The following is a 20,264-nucleotide window of genomic DNA, read 5'->3' as shown; positions in this document are numbered from 1 at the left end:
TGTAATCCTTCTATGCCCTGTGTTGCACCCGGCGCGCGGGCAGTGCGCCGGGGAGGCTGGCGCCTTCACTGAACCGGGCGGGCCGATGCAGAGAGGGCGCCCGGCGCGCGATTAGCGCGCCGGGCCGACTAGGTTAGGCATGCCTATCTGCTAGGACGTCGGAGCAAGGATCCGCGCTGCATGCATGTTCGGGACGCCCGCATGCTTCACATGGGAAATCGTCGATACGAGAGATGATGGCGCGGAACGCTTCAATTGCGTTCATTAGGCTATCGCCGTCGTTCGCATCGCTGGCGCCGACGGCATCCCGGATCGCTTCCAGCATGGCCGGCGCTTCATCGCGTGCATAATCGTGCGGGCCATATTCCGTGACCGATGCCGCGTCGCCAAGCTCCCATAGGAATGTGCAGCTCTTACCCCACGCCTCGCACAAACGAGACACGGCGATACTTTCGGCATACGACGAGCCGCCGCAATCCTCGCAATCGCAAGGGTCCAGCCGATCGACGATATGCCCAGACGCGCGGTGGACGATCAACGCGCCATGGCTGCCCACGATTTGGATGAGCTGGCTTTCTGCGGTCATGTCCTCAACCCTCCACAATCCGGCGCGTGTGGGCATCATTGGCTGCGATTGCGGCCGTGCACAGGTCGCGTGCTTCCGCGACCATCGGGCCGTTGTATTCCGTGTCGGCGCGTTCGCAGCGATGGCGAACACCCAGCATGAAGCCCCTCAGATAGCCGGCGCGAATATGGAATAGCTGGCGCGCGGGCTTGTCGGGATTGTCCAGACCGTCCGCCCACGCCTTGCAGATCATCGCGCGCGCCCAGACCGAACGCTGCGACGAATCGGACGGGGCTTGCTGTCGCTCTTCACGCTCTGCAGCGCGCCATTCGCCGGCATCGGTCCAGTTGGTGCAATCGCAGAGATGCGCGATTGAGCGCCACGCCGCATTGATCGCTGCGACTTCGCACTTTGTGAAATCTGCCATGGTCATTCCTTCAATGGCCGGGGAGACGCGCGCCGGATGGCCGGGCCGGCGCGCCAAGGGATTAACGGAGAGAGAGGGCGGCGCGGCGCTCGGCGCGCTCTTGCGCCAGCTCGAGCCGAAAGCGCCGAAGGTTAAGCCGGTTCAACTCCGCAAGGGCTTTGTGCGCGCGCCAGTATTCGAAGTGCGCGGCGCGCCAATCGGGGCGGGCCTTGACCGCGTCCGGGGTAAGACCGAACCGCCCCGAACCGGTGCCGGGGATGCGGGCTAGTCTCTCGCTTGCGTCGCGCATTTGACGTTCAAGCGATCCACGCGCGGCCCAATAGGCGAGAAACTCGGGGCTATAGCTGGCGCCGCTCATGACTGGTTGCCCTGCATGGCGCGGGAATCGGCCAACACCTGCAGCCATGGGCGAAACCAGCACTGCAGGCTGTGCCCGATTGACAGCAGGGCCACAAACCCGGCGGCTTCGAATGCCGTATGAGCAAGGATGATCAGCATCGGCCATCCCCCTCCGGGCAATAGGGGGCGTATGTGCATTCGAGCACGACATGAGACCCGGCGCGCTCGCTACTGTGGACGACGACCGCAACGCGATACCCGGCTGAACGATAGTGGTTCGCAGCCGTCTCCGCGTCGGCGGCGCCTCGCCAGTTGGCGTTAGCAACCCGCATCATGCCGGCACCTGTGCAGCCATGAGGCGGCGCGCGGCGCGAAGGTTGGCCAGCACTTGGCGCCCAACCCCTAGGGCGAATGATGCGCCGCCCAGCTCATAGGCATTGCGGCTTGCGGCAAGGGTGGCGCGGGCTGCGACGATGCGGCCCAACTCGGCCCGGCGCGCATCGGCATAGCGCCCGCGCTTGACCTGTAGAGCCATGAGGGACGGATAGGCGCCGGCATAGGGGAGCGCGGCGGCAACGGTACGTGCATGGTTCGCCATATTCTGGCCTCGTGATTGTTCGATGCCCTGTGCCCCGAAGGGAACGGCGCGGGCGTTGCCGTTGACAATCACGTAAGTGCAAAAGGATCGACGATCAATAGTAAATCACACGAAAATGCGGGTCCTCCCTACGTACAATGAAGATGATAAGCGCATAGGAACCGCGTTTTTATTGCAACTGACCTATACTTATATTTGCGTTAGTTTGAAGTTGCCCTTTGCAGCTTGCACAACTGCATGTTCGGTGCTGAAAGCCTCTTCATGCGCAGAAAGGGTGAGCGAAAGCTGAAACGGCAATGGATGCCATGGGGGCTGAACCATCCCGTGGCACGGGCAATGAGATCGGGCGATAGTTGGTTCAGGGCGTGGCAGGGCCAGGCATCGGTCATTTGGCCAAAAATCTCCCGAGAGACTGGCATACCCTTTGCCCGGCTGACCGAACTGGATCGCGGAGCGGTGCCAACTGACGCAGAAGTTGACAAACTCAGTGAGCTTTGGGGGTGTCCCCGCGAGGACATAACTCGATCCATTTCGGACTCGAAAGACTACTGATTATCCGTGGGGAAAATCCGGCTTTCTCTTTTGCCACTCTCACATGACGTGGCATCGTCGATCTATACTCAAGGGGAATCGATATGGCACGTCGCGCCCAAACCACCGCAAAAGTCTCGCATACGCCACGTCTAACGATGCCGCGCAATGAAGCTCGCGAAAGGCTCCTGTCACGTATCGAAATCGGCAACGCATTAAAAAATACGTCCATCTCAAGCTTTAATGATTATGAAGCTGCCATCAATGAGGCAGCTAAGTGGACTGATTATAACAAAGAACTCATCAGGCGTATGTTCGACAGTGATGAATACAGCACTGCTTACGGAAAGAGAGGCGTTATAGCAGTTTATTTTGGCGATGGCGATTTAAGCCGAGAAATTCGTGATTTTAAGTCTTCACAGGGTGACCGCATAACCTATTTGGAGTCCTTGGCGGGCCGGCTAGACTTAGTTGACGAAGCTGAGGGCGTTGACTTTGGACAAGGACAGAGCCTGCCCAGTAAGGCAGAGCAAGCTCGTGCCCGCACCAACTCTCGCAAGGTGTTTCTCGTGCATGGGCGCGATGAAGAGGCCAAAGCGATCGTAGCGCGCTTCTTGGAAAAGTGCGACTTGGAGCCCATCATCCTACATGAACAGGCTGATCAAGGCCGAACAATCATTGAAAAATTCGAGGTATTTTCCGATGTTCCATTTGCTGTTGTTCTTCTAACTCCTGACGATGTCGGCGGATTGAAGCCGCGCGGAGGCGAAGCCGGCGTCATGACTGAAAGGTCAAGACAGAATGTAGTCTTAGAGCTAGGCTATTTCTTGGGAGCGCTCGGCCGGAAAAACGTTTCAGCACTTAGGCGGGGCGATGTAGAACTTCCTTCTGATTACGGAGGAGTGATCTATACGCCGTTCGATGCTGGTGGGGCGTGGAAGATGAGGCTCGCTAAAGAAATAAAGGCATCAGGCATCTACAAGGCCCTAGACGGATAGGCAATTAAACGTGTCCGACCACTTTCAGAATATGAAAAGCGCCCGCAGAGCTCAACCTACGGGCGCGCCACCTTCGATTAAGTCGAAAACGATTTACGCTTCACCATCGTCTTTTGCGATCGCATCGAGCTCGTAGAGATGATCAGGGGTGAGCTTGCGTCCGTGATTGTCCTTGATCACCATCATCACCACCTTTTCCACTCTCTCCTCATATTCCTTGATCGCTTCCCCAGCGGTTGCGACCGTAATTTTGTCAGACCCATTTGGAGCGGTCCAAGTCAACGTGAATGGCATTTTTCCTCCGAGAATCGACCAACGGTGGTACGGTGCTGGAAGAATGTGCGCTGCAACGATTGAATTGCAAGGCATTGGGGTAGCATTACTTGCTTACCGGCCTTGGGATCGTAGACCATAGCAAATTTCCCCAACTCGGTTCGCCATGGCAGCATTCATTAAGCCGATGTGGCACTCCTTGGTGGTGATCCCAAGTTGTTGGGCCAGCCACTTGTAGCCCCTCCCCCGGGCGACGTTCGGTTTGAGCCCCGAGATCTCGGCGCGCCTGCGCCAAAGAGGATCAAATGCGGCGTGGGCCTCTTCGCGCGCGCGCCTCGTTGCTGCTCCCGCCGGAGTGCCCACTGCGAAGAGGTTGGGGTGGGTGCCGCAGTAGGCGCCGCATCGACAACGCCACAACCACTTACCGGCCAGATCTGGTCGGTGCGGGTAGACGACGGCCCCACTCGCCAAAGCTACGCCGCCTGGCTCGCATCCCTCACCGCAAGCCGGCGCGATCTTGGCCAGCGCTTCCGGCGTGAAGTCGGCCGGATCGACAAGGTATTCGGTCATGATGGCCTGCTGATCACATAGGCGAATAAGGCTAGCTGATAGCCCTGCCCCGGAAACTCGATGTCGAGCGCGAGGCATTCGGGACAGCGGCAGCGCAAAGGATCTTCGACCTGACGTACGATCGGCGCTGCACGGGCAAGTTCGCGCACCACTTCCGCCGCTGCCGGCCGCAGCTGGGCACCGCAGATCGCGCGCGCCCAGGCCCTACGAATGGGGCCCGCTACCATGCGTCATCGCGCTGGCATTTGCCACACTGGTGGAGCGATCTACATTCCGGATCGTCATAAGGGCATTTCCACTCGAAAAGCGGCTCTACCCTGGCCCAAATCGTTCCGCACAATTTCTGTAAGCTATTGATAATTGCCTGCCCGAAATGCATGCTTTCCGCAGCAGGATCGGCCTTAGAGCCCGCTTCAATCCGGTTTTTGGTACCGGCATTCGCAGGTTCGAATCCTGCCGCCCCAGCCAGGTTGCAACGCAGCGCTCTTCAAGTCTGCGCAAGACCCTTGCAACACCCCCGCATATTCGAGAATGTGCGACGCATGTTCACGCACCTTGACGCAGACCAGCGTAGCGCGTTTGGGGGCCTTCGGGGGCCTTTGCGGTTTTGACCGACGCGCATTGCAGGCAGGCTCTTGCCGGCGAGAAGGAGCGCAAGCTGACCGATGCGCGTGGCCTATTCCTGCGCATCAGCCCGACCGGGTCAAAGTCGTGGTGCTGGAAGTATCGCTCGGGCGAAGGCGAGAAGCGACCCTTTCCCATTGATCTCGCTCGAAGCGGCAAGAGCGGCGCGATACAGCCACAGCCCCGTTTCTGGCGGGGGTAGATCCTGGCCAGGCGAAGGGGTGAGAGAAACAGCGCACGACCGTGGGCGAAACGTTCGAAGAGGTCGCCAAGGCCTGGTTCGATTCCAAGAATGCCCGGCGCTATGACTTTGGCTGCAAGTTCGGGCGCGATAGGCATCCGGCCGCGCCAGCCCGATAGCGGCGGTCGGCGATCTCGACGCCCTCGCCCAGCAATGGCCCGAGCAAACGATAGGCGTCGAGCGGACGCGGGGCGTTCGGATCGGCAGACGGCCGTAGATCCCAGCCATGATCGCGCCGCACTTGCCCCAGTTGCCCCGATGCCAGCAGGGCCGCCGTGGATGGCGCCGCGAACGATCCGGCATCCGGAGCAACCCACAGCGCGTCGGCCTCGCACGCCAGCTCGCAAAGGTAGCACGTCTGGCAAGCCTCGACGGCGGTGATGATCGGGACGCCATTTGCACCGGGTTCGAAGACGCGTGTCGGGCATTGCTCGACGCAGGCGTTGCAGCCGGTACAGCGTTCGGCGACCAGGGCCGCGATCATGCGATTGTCTCGAGCCTGCGGTTCGCGCGCGTCGACGGCCGGGTCCAGACGTGGTCGAGGCCGCCGACAAGCAGGCGATGCGCCTGGGCGGGGTCTTGGTCGGGCAGGTCGACACGCACTGCGATCCCGCGCGTCTCGCGCCGGGCGATCGCCGCGGCGTTGCACCAGCGGGCCGTGGCGGCCATCGCCGCCGTGGCGCGCAGTTCCATCCGCGCGCGCGGGGTGTCTCCGGCCGCGTCGCCGTGGTCGGCAATCAAGGCCCATGCCTCACCGATCTCGGCCTGCGAAACCGCAAGGTTCGCGGCATTGCGCCACAAGGCCCGGTCGAGCCCGTGCATCGCATGTTCGACCACCTTCTGCACGGGCGCCGGCGCGATCGGCTTAGGCGTCTTTCGGGGTCGCAGGCCTGCGCGCCCCAGCGGCACGGCGGCGGCGGGGACACCGTGGTGCCGCCGCCGGGCCGCGGCGATCCCTGCGATGCGGCCTGAGGCGAGCGCCCATGCCGAATTGACGGCGCCGCCACCACTGATCGCGCCCGCGACCAATTCGCGGGTTGCGGCATCGCCCGCGGCGAAAAGACCCGGCACGCCCGTCCCGCAATCGGCATCGGCGATCGCAATGCCGCCGGTGCCGCGGATCGTGCCCTCGCCATAGAGGCGTATCGGGAAACGGTCGCGGAACGGGTCGATTCCCCGACGCTCGAATGCCGCCATGGTCAGGGGCTGTATATGGCGCAGCACGCCCGGCAGGCCAGCCGGCGCATCGGAAAGGTCGGCCAGGACCGGACCATCAAGGAGCGCGGCGCCGAGGGCCTGGTAATGCGCATGGCCGGCCTTGAGTGAGGGTATCGCCAGTTCGCGCCCGTCCTGCCGATAGAAACGCGCCGCCGGGTACGGCAACGTGCGCGTGCAGGCCCAGGTAGGCGAGAGCGACCAGGCGATCGAGAACTCCATGCCCGACATCGCCGCCCCGGCTTCGGCGGCCATCAGTTGGCCATCGCCGGTCTGCGTGTGGCTGCCGATCAGGCCGGAGCGGAATGCACAGCCGCCCGTGGCCAGGATCGTGGCGCGGGAATGGATTTCCCAATCATAGCCGTGGGCAAGCGAAACCCCCTTCGCACCGGTCACCGCGCCGTCACGGTCAGCCAGCAGTTCAAGCGCGGGATGATGGTCGAACACGGCAACCCCGGCTGCCACGCACATCCGCCGCAGCGCGCGCATGTATTCCGGGCCGCGCACGCCATGCACGTATCGCCCGCCCTGGCCGTCGCTGCCGAACGGATACCACGGAGCGATGGTGGGCAGGTATCGCCAGGTCAGGTCCAGCACCCGGTCCATCCAGGCCTGCTCGGCAAGCCCTTCAGTCCGTCCGAGCTGCCGCGCGATCGCACCCTCGCGATCTTCGGGCGCCACATACCAGTGGCCAGGCCCGCCACTGGCCGTGACCCCGCTGGTGCCCATTGCCCCCTTGTCGACGATGACGACGGCGGCGCCAGCCTCGGCAGCGGCAAGCGCAGCCCAGGCAGCCGCCATGCCCCCACCGATGATGAGGACGTCGGTGCGCAGCACCAGCGGGGCCATGCTCATTCTGCGGCTTGGGCGAACGCCTCGGCGGCATGGCGATGCGCCGGAACCGGAATGCCGAGATGCTCGCGCAGCGTGCGCCCGGCGTAATCCTTGCGGAACAAGCCGCGCTCTTGCAGGATCGGCACTACCTGCTCGCGGAACAGCGCGAAGTCTGCCGGACGCGTGACGCGCAAGTTGAAGCCATCGGCAGCCCGACCGAGGAACCACCGCTCGATCTGGTCGGCAATGGTCTTGGGAGAGCCGACGAAATCACTACGCCAGTGACCGAAGCGCCAGGCCGTCTGGCGCAGGGTCAGGCTTTCGGCGGCGGCGGTCGCAACGATGCGCTCGGCATAGCCCTTGTAGCTGTTGAGCGAGAGACTCGACACATCGGGGAACGGCCCGTCGGGGTCGTATTGCGCAAAGTCGTGATAGTTGAACGCCCGGCCCAGCTGCACCAGCAGCTTGCCGAAATCGAGCGCGTCTTCCTGCGCGCGGGCAATGGCCTGGGCCTCTTCGTCGGTTTCCGCGATGATCGGGGACAGGCCCGGCAGCACCTGAATGTGTTCTGGATCGCGGCCCAGGGCTGCGGCCCGCGCCTTGAGGTCGGCGTAATAGGCCTGCCCAGCGGCAAGGTCGCTGGCGATGGTAAACGTGCCGTCGGCAATCGCCGCGCCCAGGTCGCGCCCCTGTGTGCTGTCCCCGGCCTGGAAGATCACCGGTTGCCCCTGCGGCGACCGGGTCAGCGCCAGAGGGCCGGCGACGGCGAAGAATTCGCCCTTGTGATCGAGGCGATGCTGCTTGCTCTTGTCAAGGAACACGCCCGCCGCCTTGTCGGCCACGAAAGCGTCGTCCTCGTAGCTGTCCCACAGCCCCTGCACCACGTCGACGAATTCGCGCGCGCGGGCATAGCGTTCGGCGTGGGGGAAGTGCGCATCGCGGCCGTAGTTTCCGGCCGCGCCTTCGAGCCCGGTGGTGACCACATTCCAGCCCGCGCGACCCTTGCTGATATGGTCGAGCGAGCCGAACTGGCGGGCGACGTTGTACGGCTCCCAGTAGGATGTCGTCAGCGTGCCGACGAGACCGATGTGGCTGGTCGCCACGGCAAGCGCCGAGAGCAAGGTCAGCGGTTCGAGCCGGTTGAGGAAATGGGGCGCGGTGTCAGGCGTGATGTAAGGGCTGTCGACGATGAACACGAGGTCGAACTTCGCCGCCTCGGCGAGGCGCGCCTGCTCGATGTACCAGTCGATGTCGATGCTGGCATTGGCCGGGAGCGCGGGATCGCGCCAGGCTTGCTGATCGGTGCCGACGCCCTCGAGGATGGCGCCAAGATGCAGGTGTCGCGGCTGTGGCATGAATTGTCCTCCTGTTTGGTGCAAACCTAGAAGAGGAGCCTGTGCGCAGCACAACGAGCATTGCTGATAGGCACTTTGAAGACCCTCAACCTCACATCGAGGGGTCGCCCGGCGACGGCACAGTATGAGCGATGGAAATGGACCGGGGTGGCGCCGCCTGCGCAAGGGCCGTCCCACCTATTTGCCAAGCACAATATATGCGCGCAGCAAATGAGCCTGGAAAATATTCTCAATTTAATCGGTAGAGTTTGTCTTTTAGCCACCCCCTCCTGCGGTGACCAGCGGGGTTTGCATGGTCGCTGCCAGGATCTCGATTTGGGGGGAAACCATGAAATCCGCATATTTGCTGACCTCGGCGCTCGCACTGGCAACGCCGGCCGTCGCTTACGCCGCCGCACCCGCGCCGGAGCCTGCCATCGCCAGTGCCGATGCGCCGCCCGCAACCGATACCGACATCATCGTGACCGGCACGCGTACCACCGGCACGCGGGCCGCGGATAGCGCCGCGCCGATCCAGATCGTCGGGGCCAGCAGCATCGACAATGTGGGCCAGCGCGATCTGCGCCAAGTGCTCGGCCAGAACCTTCCGAGCCTTGGCACGCAATCGTTCGGCGGGGACGCTGCAAACCTCACGCTCAATGTCGCGCTGCGCGGCATCAGCCCCAACGACACGCTGGTATTGGTCAACGGTAAGCGCCGCCATTTCACCGCCAATCTCGCGGTCCTGGGTGGGAGCCCCTATTCGGGCGCGGCGACGACCGATCTCAGCTTCATCCCGACCGGCTCGATCGGACGCGTAGAGGTTCTGCAGGATGGCGCGGCGGCGCAATACGGTTCGGATGCCATCGCCGGTGTCGTCAATATCATCCTGCGCAACGATGACCACGGCGGCCAGCTCTCGCTGACCGGCGGGCAGTTCTACAAGGGCGATGGCAAGACCGTCGAAGCCAGCTTCAACAACGGCTTCAAGCTCGGCGATCGCGGATTCCTCAATGTCACCGGCGAGTACCGTTTCCACGACTATACCCAGCGCGGAACCTACGATTATCGCTTCTTCAACCCCGATGGCTCGCTGCGCAGCACGGTCAGTGCCTTGAATGCCGCCGGCCTCAAGGGCGCGCCGAACTATCCCTACGTCAACCGCATCCTGGGCGATGCGCGGTCCCAGCTGTGGAACCTGGCGTTCAACGCCGGCTACGACGTGACGGATGGCGTCCACGCCTACGCTTTTGGCAATTACGGCCGCCGCACCGCCTCTGCCCGGCAGAACTATCGCGCGCCCAGCCGCTACACCGGCACCGATGCCAACGGACAGACGGTCGTGCCTTTCCCGAACGGCTTCACCCCGCGCATCGCGCTCGACGAGGAAGATTTCTCGTTGACCGCGGGGCTGTCGGGTGAAGCGGATGGCTGGACTTGGGACGGCTCGCTGACCTACGGCCGCGTGGCGGACGCGCTCTACACCCGGGACTCGATCAATGCCGCGGTCTGGCTTCCCGTGCAGAAGGCGAGCGCCGCGCCGGTACGCCCGCAGACCAACTATTACGATGGCACGCTCACCAACAGCGAGTGGGTCGCGGACCTTGGCCTCACGCACGAGGTCGACCTCGGGCTGGCCAAGCCACTGACGCTGGCGATCGGCGGGCAGTACCGCGACGGCAAGTACGGCATCCAGAACGGCGAACTGGGCGCCTATTACCAAGGCGGTCCTGCAGCTTACCCGGGTTTTGGCCCGAGTGATGCTGGCACGAACGGGCGCCGGACTTGGGCCGGATATATCGATGCCGCCCTTGACCCGGTCGAGGGGCTGCACGTCGACCTGGCCGGGCGCTACGAGCACTATTCCGATTTTGGATCGGTCTGGACCGGCAAGGCGACGGCCCGCTACGATTTCAGCCCCGCGTTCGGTCTGCGCGGTACGGTGTCGAACGGCTTCCGTGCCCCCACGCTCGCCGAGCAATACTATTCGTCCACCAACGTCAGTCCGAACTCGATCTACGCGCAACTCGCGCCGAATTCGCCGGCGGTGGCGGCGCTGGGCTTCGGCAAGCTCAAGCCAGAGAAATCGACCAACCTGTCCGCCGGCTTCGTCGCTCATCCCGGTGGCAGTCTGCAGCTGACGGTCGATGCCTATCAGATCAAGATCACCAATCGCATCGTCGCCTCGGGCGGGATCGTCGGCTACTCGGCCGGCTTCGGCAGCAACGGTGTCGTAGCGCCGGCGGTCCTTGCGACCCTGGCGGCGCGCGGTCTCATCGCCAGCACCGACCCGGCGGTCGTGGCGGCCAGCGGCTACAGCTTCTTCGGCCTCAACCTCTTCACCAACGGCGCCGACACGCGCACCCGCGGGATCGAGGCGACGCTGAACGCGACCACCCGCCTCGACGGCGGCGATCGCATCGACTGGTCGCTCGGGTTCAATTACAACCGGACAAAGGTCACGCGCGTCGCCAGCCTCCCGGCGGCGGTCTATAACGCCGCTTTCGGCCAGACCACGCTGCTCACGCGTAACGCCCTCGACGCACTGACCACGGCGACGCCGCGGGTGAAGGTCATCGCCGGCGCGCTGGTCAATCACGGCCCGCTGTCGTTGAACCTGCGCGAGACGCTCTATGGCGTCACCCGCCAGCATGTCAGCCTGGATGGCACGGGTTCGGGCAACACCGTCGTCGGGACGCCCACGACGCTGATTACCGACATCAACCTGGGGTGGAAGGCCACGTCTGCCTTCCGCATCGACGTGGGTGCCAACAATCTGCTCAACCACAAGGCGACCACGGCACCTTCGGTGGTCAACGGCGGGGTGGCGCAGCCGGTCGATGGCAGCAACGTCCTGGAACGGCCGCTGTCGCTGGCGCCGTGGGGCATCAACGGGGGCTATTACTACGCCCGCGTCACGCTCTCGTTCTGATCCCTCGCAGCAAGGACAAGACGCCATGATCGACCGGCGATCCCTGTTGACCGCGCTGGGCGCGGCCACCGTCACGCTCGGCCTGCCCGGCCGCAGCCTGGCCAAACCGCTCGTACCCGGCAAGGCACCACCGCGGGTGGTGGTGCTGGGCGCAGGGATCGCCGGCCTCGTCGCCGCCCGGGAACTCGAACGGTCGGGTGCCAGCGTGACCGTGCTCGAGGCGCGAAGCCGCGTCGGCGGACGCGTCTGGACCGTTCGCGGCGGCGACCGATTCACCGATACGGACGGCAACACGCAGACCGTCGGCTTCTCGCCCGGTCTGTACCAGAACGCCGGCGCGGCGCGGTTGCCCAGCCATCACGAAGGCGTCCTCGGCCTGATCCGCGAGCTTGGCGTACCGATCGAACCCTTGGTCAACGCCAGCCGCAGCGCGTACCTTTCCGACGAGCACGGCACCTTGCGTCTGCGCGAGGCAAGCTACGACTTGCGCGGCCACCTCTCGGCGCTGCTGGAGCAGGCGCTGCGCAAGGGCACGTTCGACGTCGATCTCGATACCCCCACGCGCCAGGCGCTGGCCAAGTTCCTGACGGCCTATGGCGATCTGGGTGACGATGGCCTGTTCCACGGGACGGCGCGCGCGGGCCTGCTCAGCCCGCCCGGGGCCACACCGCGCGACCTGCAACGGGCCGTCGCACCGCGCAGCCTTGACGACATTCTGGCTCATCCGGCCTTGCCGTTCATTCTCTTCGACGACGACATCCTGATGCAGACCACGATGGTCGCGCCGCGCGGCGGGATGGATGCCTTTCCCAAGGCGCTGGCCGCCAGCCTGCGCCATCCCGTGGTGCGCGAGGCGCAAGTCACCGCGATCCGGCGTGCCGGAGATGGCGTGCGTATCGAGTGGCGCGACGCAGCCGGCCGAGCGCAGGCGACGCTGGCGGATCGCGCCGTTGTCACGCTGCCACTGCCGATCCTCGCGGCGATCCCCTCGGATTTCACAGCGGCTGTCAGCGCGGCGATCTCCGGCGTGCGTCTGGCCGATTCGGTCAAGGTGGCCTTCGAAAGCACACCATTCTGGGAGGCCGACCAGATCTATGGCGGGCTGTCGTTCGTGGGCGGAGAGACCGGCGTGATCTGGTATCCCTCCGACCGGTTCCAGGCGCCCAGGCAGGTCCTGCTCGCGGCCTATACCGCGACCCCGGCTGGTGCCCATGCCTTTGCCGCGCGCCCTGTCGCAGAACAAATCGCGCTTTCCCGCGCGGCGGTCGAGAAACTTCACCCTGGCCATGGCAAAGACCTCGTCAACCCCGTGGTGATCAACTGGCGCAAGCAACCCTTCAGCCTTGGCCCGTGGCTCGAATGGGGACGCGACGGCAACGATCCCGCAATGCTCGACCGCCTGAACCAGGGCGATGGTCCCTTCGTTTTCGCCGGCAGCCACCTGTCTGCCTATAGCGGTCACTGGCAGGAGGGCGCGGTATTGTCCGCCCGGCGTGCGGTGGGCCTGCTGACCAATCCCGTTTCCCAGGCATCGTGAAGGAGATGACGACCATGCCGATCCTGAAGTTCGCCCGCAAAGTCTGGGCCTTGCCCGCACTGATCCTCCCGCCCCTGGCGCTCGCCGCGCCGCTCGCGCCTGCTGCGGCGGCCGAACGAACGGCTCCGCCTGCAAAGACGGGAGCACGCGCTTCGATCGTGCGCCATCCCGCCGCCGATCCCGCCGCGCCGATTTTGGTCGGCGTAACCCTGCCCGCCGGCGCCGAGACGCTGCTGTTGAGCGGGCAGGTCCCCGCGCCCGTCGCAGCTGGAGGCGACCCTGTCGCGATCGCGACCTATGGTGACACACAGACGCAAACAGTCAGCGTTTTGCGCAAGATCGAGGCTGCCTTGAAGGCGCAAGGCTACGGCTTGGCCGATGTGGTCAAGCTAACGGTCTATCTTGTCGGTGACCCGGCCAAGGGCGGGAAACTGGATTTTGCCGGATTCTCGCAAGGCTATGCGCAGTTCTTCGGCACGCCTGGCCAGCCCAACAAGGTTGCGCGCACCACCGTGCAGGTGGCGGCGCTGGCCAATCCGGGCTTCCTGGTGGAAATCGAGGCAACCGCATCTAAGGCGCCCTGACGCCGACTTGCCCAATCGGTCGATCTGGACCCCGGTGCCGCTTTTACGGTGCCGGGGTCGGTTTCTGTGCATTGGCTGCGGCATACAGTTTCGCATCGAGAAGCCCCTCGCGCCGGGCGACGATGACCGGCACCAGAATCTGACCCGCGACGTTCACCGCCGTGCGCCCCATGTCGAGGATCGGATCGACCGCGAGCAGCAGGCCGACGCCGTCCAACGGCAGGCCGAGGGTAGACAGCGTGAGCGTGAGCATCACAGTAGCACCGGTCACGCCGGCCGTGGCCGCTGAACCCAGCACTGACACCAGAACGATCAACAGATAATCGCTGGGCACCAGGGGCAGATGGTAGAACTGCGCGATGAAGATCGCCGAAACCGCGGGATAAACTGAGGCACAGCCATCCATTTTCGTCGTGGCCGCGACTGGCACGGCAAAGGCGGCATAGGCTTCGGGAACACCGAGCCGGTCGACCGTCACGGACTCGGCCAGCGGCAGCGCCGCGATCGACGAGCGCGACACGAAGGCCAGTTCGATGGCTGGCCAGGCCTTGGCGAAGAAGCGCAACGAGTTCAGCCCGTGCGCCTGCAGCAGCAGGGGATAGACGACGAACAGCACCAGGCCGAGGCCAATGTAAAGCGTCAGCGCGAACTGGCCGATGCCGACCAGCGTTCCCCAGCCATAGGTCACCACGGCATTGCCGATCAGCCCGGCGCTGCCGATCGGCGCGAGGCGCACGACCCACCCCAGCAGCCGGCGCAGCACGACGAGGACATGGCCCGCGCCGCGCAGCACCGCATCGCCGGCCTCCCCGCTCGCCAGTGCCGCAAAGCCCAGCGCAAGGCCGATGACCACGAGCTGCAGGATATTGAACCCGATGCTCGTCTTCGCGGCATCCCCGTCGACTTGAGTCGATGCGGTAATGCCGAGGAAGTTGGAAGGGATCAGCCCCTTGAGAAAATCCAGCCAGCTGCCGACCGTATGCGGCGGAGCCGCGTCTGCCAGAGAGACGCCGGTGTGCTCGCCGGGCCTTATGACGAGGCCCAGCGCGATCCCGATCGACACGGCAATCAGCGCCGTGATGGCGAACCACAGCAAGGTCTGCCCCGCCAGCCGCGCGGCATTGTTGAGATCGCGCAGCCGACCGATGCTGGCCATGATCGCGGCCAGAACCAGGGGGGCGACCAGCGCCTTGAGCAACTGGACGAAGCTCGAGCCGACGAGCGCCAGGGTGAGCGAAAGCGCATTGGGGGCACCGGCGGCGTCCGTGCCGATGGCCCGGGCGACGAAGCCGAGAGCAAGCCCCACCCCCATCCCGACGACGACCTGCAGACCAAAGCGGCCGCCCGCCGCGCGTCTCGACGAGGAACTGGTCATGGATGCTTCTCCGTAGCGGCTGCCAAGGTACCGACTGGTCGCATGTTCGTCTCCTCCACCTTACGCCGCTCGCGCAGTCAGCAAGGTGGAATCGCAGAAATCGGGGACATGCACGCGCCGGGGCAGCATGCCGTATTCGGCGAAGCGATCGGCGGCGTGCTGCACCGCGCTGAGGAACGCGTCGTCCGGCGCGGTCAGGGCCGGGCGCTCGCGGGCGACCAGTGTCCGTGCGAGCGCGCCGTCCACGCCGGTCTGGCGGGCATAGACCTGCGCATATTGATCGAGGTGGCCCCGCGCCCAGGTGTTGGCGCGCTGCAGGCGGATCAGAACATCGCCGATCGCCCGGCGCTTGTCGGGATTGGCCAGCGCTGCGTCAGATGCCGTGACGAGGGTATAGCCCGGCCCGATCCCGCGTCCGTCGCGCAGCACGCGTGCCCCGGCGGCTTCGGCACGCGCCTGGAACAGGCCAAAGGTTGCCCAGGCGGCGATCTGGCCGCTGGCGAATGCTGCGCTCGCCTCGGTCGGCAGCATGAAGCCGATCTTGACCTTGTCGAGCGGAACGTCGGCCTCCTGCAGCGCCTCGAGCAGAAGATAGTGCGCGATGCTGCCGCGGGCGCTCGACACGATGACCTGCTTGCCCGCAAGGTCGGCAATGCGGCGGATCGGCGAATTGCCCGGCACGATCACGCCCATGCTTTCGGGCGCATTGCTGCTGACGGCGACGACCTTGAGCCGGCAACCCGCCGCCACGGCGAGCACCACGGGCAGGTCTCCCGCCGGCGCAGTATCGACTGCCCCGGCGTTGAGCGCCTCGAGCAACGGCGCTGCACCGGGAAAGCTGGCCCAGGTGTAGCGGTATGATACGCCGTCGAGCGCATGCGCCGCCTCGAGCTTGGCCTGCATCAGGTGGACCTGGTCTCCCAGCACCAGACCGCCGCCCGACGTAGCGCGGCCGCACCCGCCGAGCGCGAGGGCGCCGAGGCCGGCAACGGCCCCGGCAAGCACGCCACGCCGATCAGAACTGAACGGAAATCCGGCCATAGTAGTGTCCGCCATCAGGGTTGAAGGGCGAGGGACCGTAATACCCCTGGCCGGTCTGCGGGCTACCCGGGCCATTGGTCTCGGGTCGCACGTTGAACAGGTTGGTCGCGCCGGCTTGTGCCGTGACGAAGTCGGTCACGCCCAGGCTCACGCTGGCGTCCGTGATCCACTTGTCGGCAAAGCGGCGATCGTCCCCTGCCGCGGTCCGCTGGACATAGGCGCCATACCGGGTGACCGTGGTGGACAGCCCGATGCGGCCACGCATCCAGCTGCCATTGAGCACCAGCTTGGTCGTCGGGTTGATGACGGTCAGCTCGCCCTGCTTGTCGCCGCCGAAGAAGGCCGAGCCGGCCCCCAGCAGCGACGCGCCACCCGCGCCGAACAACTGCGCCGGGACCGTGGGCAGGCGGTCGAAATGGGTCTTGTTGTAGTTGAGTGCCGCGCTGAGGTCGACGTCACCCCAGGTGCCGAGACCGTGATGATACTGCGCCACGGCGTCGAGGCCCCAGGTCGAAGTATCGGCCGCGTTGAAGAAGTATTCCACCTGCTCCACGCCGGTCAGGCCGTTCGCATTGAGGATCGCGGTGATCCCGGCGCCGAACAAGCGGCCGGTCCGCTCGATCCGATCCCGGATCTTGATGTAGTAGCCATCGACCGTCAGGTTGAAGCCCCGACCGGGATTGACCACGAAGCCCAGCCCTGCGTTCCAGCTATGCTCGGCCTTGAGGTGGCGTGCCCCCAGCAAGCCACCCAGCCGCGAGTCCGGCGTCACCAGCTTTGCGACCGTCGGCACGGCCTCGGTCAGCCCCGTCGCGGGATTGAGCACCAGCGCGGTGCGCCCGTCCGTCTGGGCATACGCGGATTGCGTGAGGGACGGCGCGCGGAAGCCCGTGCCGACCGTGCCGCGCAGGGCGAAGACCGGGCTCAGGTCCCAGCGCGAGTTCAGCTTGACGCCCACCGGGCTGCCCGAGCCGTCGCTGTAGTGCTCGGCGCGGATCGCGAGACCGAGATACCAGTCCTCGAGCGGGTAAAGCCCGAGGTCGACATAACCGGCATAGACGCGGCGCTTGGCATCGGCCTGGTCGGCGGGCGACAGCACGATGGCCCCCTGCACCACCGGCGATGCCGCCAGCCCGACGTTCCAGTCGTATTGCTGGTCACCGGGCTTGATGATGTAGCTGGCGGTCTTCCACGCCAGTTCCTGCCCGGCGAAAGTCTGGAAGCGATCGAGCCGGTATTCCGCCCCGAACGAGAATTGCAGCGGCTTGGCCAGCCCCAGATCCACCTCGCGCGTCACGTCGAGGTTGTGCGTCCATTCGGTGAAGCGGAAATTGGCAAGACTGTCCCACGCGCTCGGGCTGGTCGGGCCGAGCGCGGGGCGGATCGAGAGCTTGGAATACTGCCGGCTGCGGTTGCGGCCAAAGCTGCTCGAGGCGTCGATGTGCCAGTCGCCGATCAGCCCCTTAAAGCCGGCCGTTGCCTGGACATCGTTTTCGGAGATGTTGTTGACCGGGTAATAGCCGTTCGGAAATAGGGCGGTGAAATCCGCCGTGCCGTTGGGCCTGCGGAAATTGTTGCCGATCTGCACGTCGCGGTGGCCGAACGTTCCGAACGAGTAAAGCGTCCAGTCGGTGCCCAGCGGCAATTCGCCATTCCAGCCTGCATTCCAGGCGTGGACCTGCGGATCGCCATTGTGCGCGCCGTCCTTGTTCCACGCCGCATTGCGGGCATTGGCGGCGGTGATGTTGGCTTGGACCTGGTCGAGCGACAGACCGCTCTTGGCCGCGACCTGCGCCGGCGTGCGGTTCGAGGGGATCGAGTAGATGTTGGTGTCGGTGGCCGGCAGGTTCCACCAATTGCCGCCGCGCTCGCGGTATTCGGCCGAGAGGCGCAGGAACCCGCCGTCTCCGACTTTGAATCCATAGCCGCCCTGGATACGCCAGCTGGTGCGGTCCCCGTTGCCGATGTACTGCCGGCCATACTGCGCCGTGGCATCGAAGCCGATGCGCTTGTCCAGCTGGACATTGACGACGCCGGCGATCGCATCGGTGCCGTATTGCGCCGCGGCGGAATCCTTCAGCACCTCGATCCGCCCGATCGCACTGGTCGGGATCATGTCGAGATCGACCGCGTTCACGCCGCTCGTGTCCTGCACGGTGTTGGTCATGAACGCGCTGTTGTGCCGGCGCTTCCCGTTGACCAGCACCAGCGTATAGGCCGGGCTCAGACCGCGATTGCTGACCGGGCGCACGACCGAGAAGATGCCCGCATGCGTGCTGGCGAAGTTCATCGAGGGCAAGACGCGGGTCAGGGCCTCGCCGAATTCGGCCGCACCCGTGGTCTTGAGCTTGTCGGCGCTCACCACGTCGATCGGCGCCGGACTTTCCGCGACGGTGCGCTGCGGCCCGCCACGCAGGCCGGTGACGATAATCGCGCCGGCACCGCCACCGCTGTCGCCTATGCCGCCTTCGGCATCGGCCCCCGTCACGGCTGGTGTGCCCGGCACCGACTGTGCCCAGCTGTCCTGAACCCCCACCAGAAACGCCATGGCCGCCCCGCTCCCCAGCAGGGCCGCCCGAATTCCCCCATTACCCATGTCAAACTCTACTATATTAGTTGATAATGCCGCATCGCAATACGAAGCGTTGCGGGCCGGCACCAATGATTTGCGCACGAGGATGATTGAGCATCGCCAATGTGTGCCGTTCAGGCTGCGCGGGATGGTGAGCGCCTTGCCATCGGCGACCGTTGCGGCGGAGACCTGTCAAACTCGATTTGCTTGGCGATCGATCAAAAAGTCTCAAGGGCGCGCTTGGTTGAAATGACACCGGCCCCGCCGCACCTTCGGCGGCATGACAGCACCTCGGCAACTGCATCTCGGCGCCTTCATGCGCCCGATCTCGATCCACACCGGCGCATGGCGCTATCCGGGTGCGGTTCCGGACGCGAACTTCAACCTGGGGTTGCAGGTAGAGCTCATCCGCCGGCTCGAAGCGGCCAAGTTCGACGCGTTCTTCATGGCCGATCACCTTGCAGTGCTGAACATGCCGATCGACGCGCTCAAGCGCAGCCATACGGCCACCTCGTTCGAGCCGTTCACGCTGCTCTCGGCCCTTGCCATGGTGACCGAGCGCATCGGGCTGGTCGCCACGGCCTCGACGACATACGACGAGCCCTATCACATCGCGCGCCGCTTCGCCTCGCTCGATCACATTTCCGGCGGCCGCGCCGGGTGGAACGTGGTGACCACGGGCAACCCCGATAGCGCCGCCAATTTCGGGCAGGACGACCACCTCGAACACGCCACCCGGTACGCCCGCGCGCGCGAGTTCCACCAGGTCGTGACGGGCTTGTGGGACAGCTGGGCGGACGATGCCTTCGTGCGCGACGTGGACAGCGGCGTGTTCTTCGATCCCGGCAAGGTCCACACCCTCAATCACCAGGGCGACTTCCTGCGCGTCAAAGGCCCGCTCAACATTGCGCGACCCGTGCAAGGGTGGCCGGTGATCGTTCAGGCCGGTGCTTCGGACGCGGGCCGCCAATTGGCGGCGGAAACCGCGGAAGTCATCTTCGGCGCGTCGGACAGCCTTGCTGCCGGGCAGGAATTCTATGCCGACGTCAAAGGCCGCATGGCGGCGATCGGCCGCCACCCCGACAGCCTCAAGATCCTGCCGGCCGCGTTCGTGGTGGTGGGCGACAGCCTCGCCGAGGCCGAGGACAAGCGCGCGCGGCTCGACAGCCTCGTGCATTACGACAGCGGCATCCGCTCGCTGTCGATCATGCTCGGCCATGATGTCTCGGGCTTCGATCCCGACGGCCCCTTGCCCGATATTCCCGAGACCAACGCCAGCAAGTCGGGGCGTGAGCGGACCATCGCGCTGGCCCGCCGCGAAAACCTGACGATCCGCCAACTGGCCGCCCGCGCCGGCAGCTACGCCGGCCTGGCCTTCGTCGGCACGGCCACAACCATCGCCGATGCCATGCAGCAGTGGCTCGAGGAGAAGGGCTCGGACGGGTTCAACGTGATGTTCCCCTACGTGCCCGAGGGGGTGTTCGACTTCACCGACAAGGTCGTACCCGAACTGCAACGCCGTGGCCTGTTCCGGACCGAATACACCGGCACGACCTTGCGCGATCACCTTGGCCTCCGCCGCCCCGCGAACCGGTTCTTTCCCGGCTAGCCTAAAGAGGCCTTCGGCGGTGGACTCCGGTGACCTGCCTTGCCGAGGCCACCGGCTAAAGAAGG

At 65.1% G+C, this 20,264-nt stretch carries 19 protein-coding genes; 6 read left to right on the top strand and 13 right to left on the bottom strand.

Annotation, left to right across the window (positions count from 1 at the left end):
- Positions 1-133: 133 nt before the first annotated feature.
- From V7Q48_RS13545 to V7Q48_RS13525, 5 genes are all read right to left on the bottom strand, one after another.
- Positions 134-586 (bottom strand): hypothetical protein, encoded by a 453-nt coding sequence (locus V7Q48_RS13545; protein WP_333838786.1) that lies wholly within the window; start codon positions 584-586, stop codon positions 134-136.
- 4 nt (positions 587-590) lie between these two features.
- Entirely contained in the window at positions 591-998 is a 408-nt protein-coding gene (locus tag V7Q48_RS13540; protein WP_333838785.1) for a hypothetical protein, read from the bottom strand.
- 55 nt (positions 999-1,053) lie between these two features.
- Positions 1,054-1,350 (bottom strand): hypothetical protein, encoded by a 297-nt coding sequence (locus tag V7Q48_RS13535; RefSeq protein WP_333838784.1) that lies wholly within the window; start codon positions 1,348-1,350, stop codon positions 1,054-1,056.
- The gene (locus tag V7Q48_RS13530; RefSeq protein WP_333838783.1) at positions 1,347-1,490 is read right to left on the bottom strand and encodes a hypothetical protein; all 144 of its coding nucleotides are present in this window, start codon (positions 1,488-1,490) and stop codon (positions 1,347-1,349) included. The genes V7Q48_RS13535 and V7Q48_RS13530 overlap by 4 nt, the downstream gene beginning before the upstream one ends.
- A 172-nt stretch (positions 1,491-1,662) precedes the next feature.
- On the bottom strand, positions 1,663-1,929 hold the full coding sequence (locus tag V7Q48_RS13525; RefSeq protein WP_333838782.1) for a hypothetical protein: 267 nt from the start codon (positions 1,927-1,929) through the stop codon (positions 1,663-1,665).
- 635 nt (positions 1,930-2,564) lie between these two features.
- On the opposite strand from V7Q48_RS13525, the gene V7Q48_RS13520 reads away from it, so the two are divergent.
- Positions 2,565-3,458, top strand: coding sequence for a nucleotide-binding protein (locus V7Q48_RS13520; RefSeq protein ID WP_333838781.1), 894 nt, complete (start codon positions 2,565-2,567; stop codon positions 3,456-3,458).
- Between the two features lie 93 nt (positions 3,459-3,551).
- Here the strand turns inward: V7Q48_RS13520 and V7Q48_RS13515 are convergent, their stop codons facing one another.
- Both V7Q48_RS13515 and V7Q48_RS13510 read right to left on the bottom strand, forming a co-directional pair.
- On the bottom strand, positions 3,552-3,752 hold the full coding sequence (locus V7Q48_RS13515) for a hypothetical protein (RefSeq protein WP_333838780.1): 201 nt from the start codon (positions 3,750-3,752) through the stop codon (positions 3,552-3,554).
- Positions 3,753-3,845: 93 nt separating this feature from the next.
- A complete protein-coding gene (locus V7Q48_RS13510; protein WP_333838779.1) occupies positions 3,846-4,301 on the bottom strand; it encodes a zinc-finger-containing protein in 456 nt (151 codons plus the stop codon).
- A 607-nt stretch (positions 4,302-4,908) separates the two neighbouring features.
- Between V7Q48_RS13510 and V7Q48_RS13505 the strand changes: the two genes are divergently transcribed.
- The gene (locus tag V7Q48_RS13505) at positions 4,909-5,127 is read left to right on the top strand and encodes an Arm DNA-binding domain-containing protein (RefSeq protein WP_333838778.1); all 219 of its coding nucleotides are present in this window, start codon (positions 4,909-4,911) and stop codon (positions 5,125-5,127) included.
- A gap of 100 nt (positions 5,128-5,227) precedes the next feature.
- Here V7Q48_RS13505 and V7Q48_RS13500 read toward each other — a convergent pair whose 3' ends face one another.
- From V7Q48_RS13500 to V7Q48_RS13490, 3 genes are read right to left on the bottom strand one after another with little or no spacing between them, the layout of a single operon-like run.
- A complete protein-coding gene (locus V7Q48_RS13500; protein ID WP_333838777.1) occupies positions 5,228-5,650 on the bottom strand; it encodes a 4Fe-4S dicluster domain-containing protein in 423 nt (140 codons plus the stop codon).
- Complete coding sequence (locus tag V7Q48_RS13495; protein WP_333838776.1) at positions 5,647-7,236, bottom strand: FAD-binding protein; 1,590 nt, start codon at positions 7,234-7,236, stop codon at positions 5,647-5,649. The genes V7Q48_RS13500 and V7Q48_RS13495 overlap by 4 nt, the downstream gene beginning before the upstream one ends.
- The gene (locus tag V7Q48_RS13490; protein WP_333838775.1) at positions 7,233-8,570 is read right to left on the bottom strand and encodes an LLM class flavin-dependent oxidoreductase; all 1,338 of its coding nucleotides are present in this window, start codon (positions 8,568-8,570) and stop codon (positions 7,233-7,235) included. Before V7Q48_RS13490 ends, V7Q48_RS13495 begins: the two co-directional genes overlap by 4 nt.
- Before the next feature lie 328 nt (positions 8,571-8,898).
- Here V7Q48_RS13490 and V7Q48_RS13485 point away from each other — a divergent pair, with 328 nt between their 5' ends.
- The 3 genes from V7Q48_RS13485 to V7Q48_RS13475 are packed head-to-tail and all read left to right on the top strand — an operon-like array spanning position 8,899 to position 13,602.
- Positions 8,899-11,481, top strand: a complete 2,583-nt coding sequence (locus V7Q48_RS13485; RefSeq protein ID WP_333838774.1) for a TonB-dependent receptor plug domain-containing protein — start codon at positions 8,899-8,901, stop codon at positions 11,479-11,481.
- The gene (locus V7Q48_RS13480) at positions 11,390-13,018 is read left to right on the top strand and encodes a flavin monoamine oxidase family protein (RefSeq protein WP_333838773.1); all 1,629 of its coding nucleotides are present in this window, start codon (positions 11,390-11,392) and stop codon (positions 13,016-13,018) included. The genes V7Q48_RS13485 and V7Q48_RS13480 overlap by 92 nt, the downstream gene beginning before the upstream one ends.
- Before the next feature lie 5 nt (positions 13,019-13,023).
- Positions 13,024-13,602 (top strand): RidA family protein, encoded by a 579-nt coding sequence (locus V7Q48_RS13475; RefSeq protein WP_333838772.1) that lies wholly within the window; start codon positions 13,024-13,026, stop codon positions 13,600-13,602.
- 43 nt (positions 13,603-13,645) lie between these two features.
- On the opposite strand, the gene V7Q48_RS13470 is transcribed toward V7Q48_RS13475, so the two are convergent.
- The 3 genes from V7Q48_RS13470 to V7Q48_RS13460 are packed head-to-tail and all read right to left on the bottom strand — an operon-like array spanning position 13,646 to position 18,566.
- On the bottom strand, positions 13,646-14,977 hold the full coding sequence (locus tag V7Q48_RS13470) for a dicarboxylate/amino acid:cation symporter (protein ID WP_333838771.1): 1,332 nt from the start codon (positions 14,975-14,977) through the stop codon (positions 13,646-13,648).
- 60 nt (positions 14,978-15,037) lie between these two features.
- On the bottom strand, positions 15,038-16,033 hold the full coding sequence (locus V7Q48_RS13465; protein WP_333838770.1) for an ABC transporter substrate-binding protein: 996 nt from the start codon (positions 16,031-16,033) through the stop codon (positions 15,038-15,040).
- Complete coding sequence (locus tag V7Q48_RS13460) at positions 15,993-18,566, bottom strand: TonB-dependent receptor plug domain-containing protein (protein WP_333838769.1); 2,574 nt, start codon at positions 18,564-18,566, stop codon at positions 15,993-15,995. Before V7Q48_RS13460 ends, V7Q48_RS13465 begins: the two co-directional genes overlap by 41 nt.
- Positions 18,567-18,870: 304 nt before the next feature.
- On the opposite strand from V7Q48_RS13460, the gene V7Q48_RS13455 reads away from it, so the two are divergent.
- Positions 18,871-20,199, top strand: a complete 1,329-nt coding sequence (locus tag V7Q48_RS13455) for an LLM class flavin-dependent oxidoreductase (RefSeq protein ID WP_333838768.1) — start codon at positions 18,871-18,873, stop codon at positions 20,197-20,199.
- The last annotated feature ends 65 nt before the right edge of the window (positions 20,200-20,264 follow it).

The organism is Novosphingobium sp. (genome assembly GCF_036803765.1).
Lineage (GTDB): Bacteria > Pseudomonadota > Alphaproteobacteria > Sphingomonadales > Sphingomonadaceae > Novosphingobium.
The sequence above is the reverse complement of the archived record's forward strand: the minus strand, read 5'-3'. Positions and strand labels throughout refer to the sequence as shown.

Coding starts and splice junctions, on each gene's coding strand:
- V7Q48_RS13475 (WP_333838772.1), top strand. CDS start 13,024: ATGACGACCATGCCGATCCTGAAGTTCGCCCGCAAAGTCTGGGCCTTG.
- V7Q48_RS13480 (WP_333838773.1), top strand. CDS start 11,390: ATGGCAGCAACGTCCTGGAACGGCCGCTGTCGCTGGCGCCGTGGGGCA.
- V7Q48_RS13495 (WP_333838776.1), bottom strand. CDS start 7,236: ATGAGCATGGCCCCGCTGGTGCTGCGCACCGACGTCCTCATCATCGGT.
- V7Q48_RS13540 (WP_333838785.1), bottom strand. CDS start 998: ATGACCATGGCAGATTTCACAAAGTGCGAAGTCGCAGCGATCAATGCG.
- V7Q48_RS13470 (WP_333838771.1), bottom strand. CDS start 14,977: ATGACCAGTTCCTCGTCGAGACGCGCGGCGGGCGGCCGCTTTGGTCTG.
- V7Q48_RS13460 (WP_333838769.1), bottom strand. CDS start 18,566: ATGGCGTTTCTGGTGGGGGTTCAGGACAGCTGGGCACAGTCGGTGCCG.
- V7Q48_RS13485 (WP_333838774.1), top strand. CDS start 8,899: ATGAAATCCGCATATTTGCTGACCTCGGCGCTCGCACTGGCAACGCCG.
- V7Q48_RS13490 (WP_333838775.1), bottom strand. CDS start 8,570: ATGCCACAGCCGCGACACCTGCATCTTGGCGCCATCCTCGAGGGCGTC.
- V7Q48_RS13500 (WP_333838777.1), bottom strand. CDS start 5,650: ATGATCGCGGCCCTGGTCGCCGAACGCTGTACCGGCTGCAACGCCTGC.
- V7Q48_RS13525 (WP_333838782.1), bottom strand. CDS start 1,929: ATGGCGAACCATGCACGTACCGTTGCCGCCGCGCTCCCCTATGCCGGC.
- V7Q48_RS13520 (WP_333838781.1), top strand. CDS start 2,565: ATGGCACGTCGCGCCCAAACCACCGCAAAAGTCTCGCATACGCCACGT.
- V7Q48_RS13535 (WP_333838784.1), bottom strand. CDS start 1,350: ATGAGCGGCGCCAGCTATAGCCCCGAGTTTCTCGCCTATTGGGCCGCG.
- V7Q48_RS13455 (WP_333838768.1), top strand. CDS start 18,871: ATGACAGCACCTCGGCAACTGCATCTCGGCGCCTTCATGCGCCCGATC.
- V7Q48_RS13530 (WP_333838783.1), bottom strand. CDS start 1,490: ATGCTGATCATCCTTGCTCATACGGCATTCGAAGCCGCCGGGTTTGTG.
- V7Q48_RS13465 (WP_333838770.1), bottom strand. CDS start 16,033: ATGGCGGACACTACTATGGCCGGATTTCCGTTCAGTTCTGATCGGCGT.
- V7Q48_RS13510 (WP_333838779.1), bottom strand. CDS start 4,301: ATGACCGAATACCTTGTCGATCCGGCCGACTTCACGCCGGAAGCGCTG.
- V7Q48_RS13515 (WP_333838780.1), bottom strand. CDS start 3,752: ATGCCATTCACGTTGACTTGGACCGCTCCAAATGGGTCTGACAAAATT.
- V7Q48_RS13545 (WP_333838786.1), bottom strand. CDS start 586: ATGACCGCAGAAAGCCAGCTCATCCAAATCGTGGGCAGCCATGGCGCG.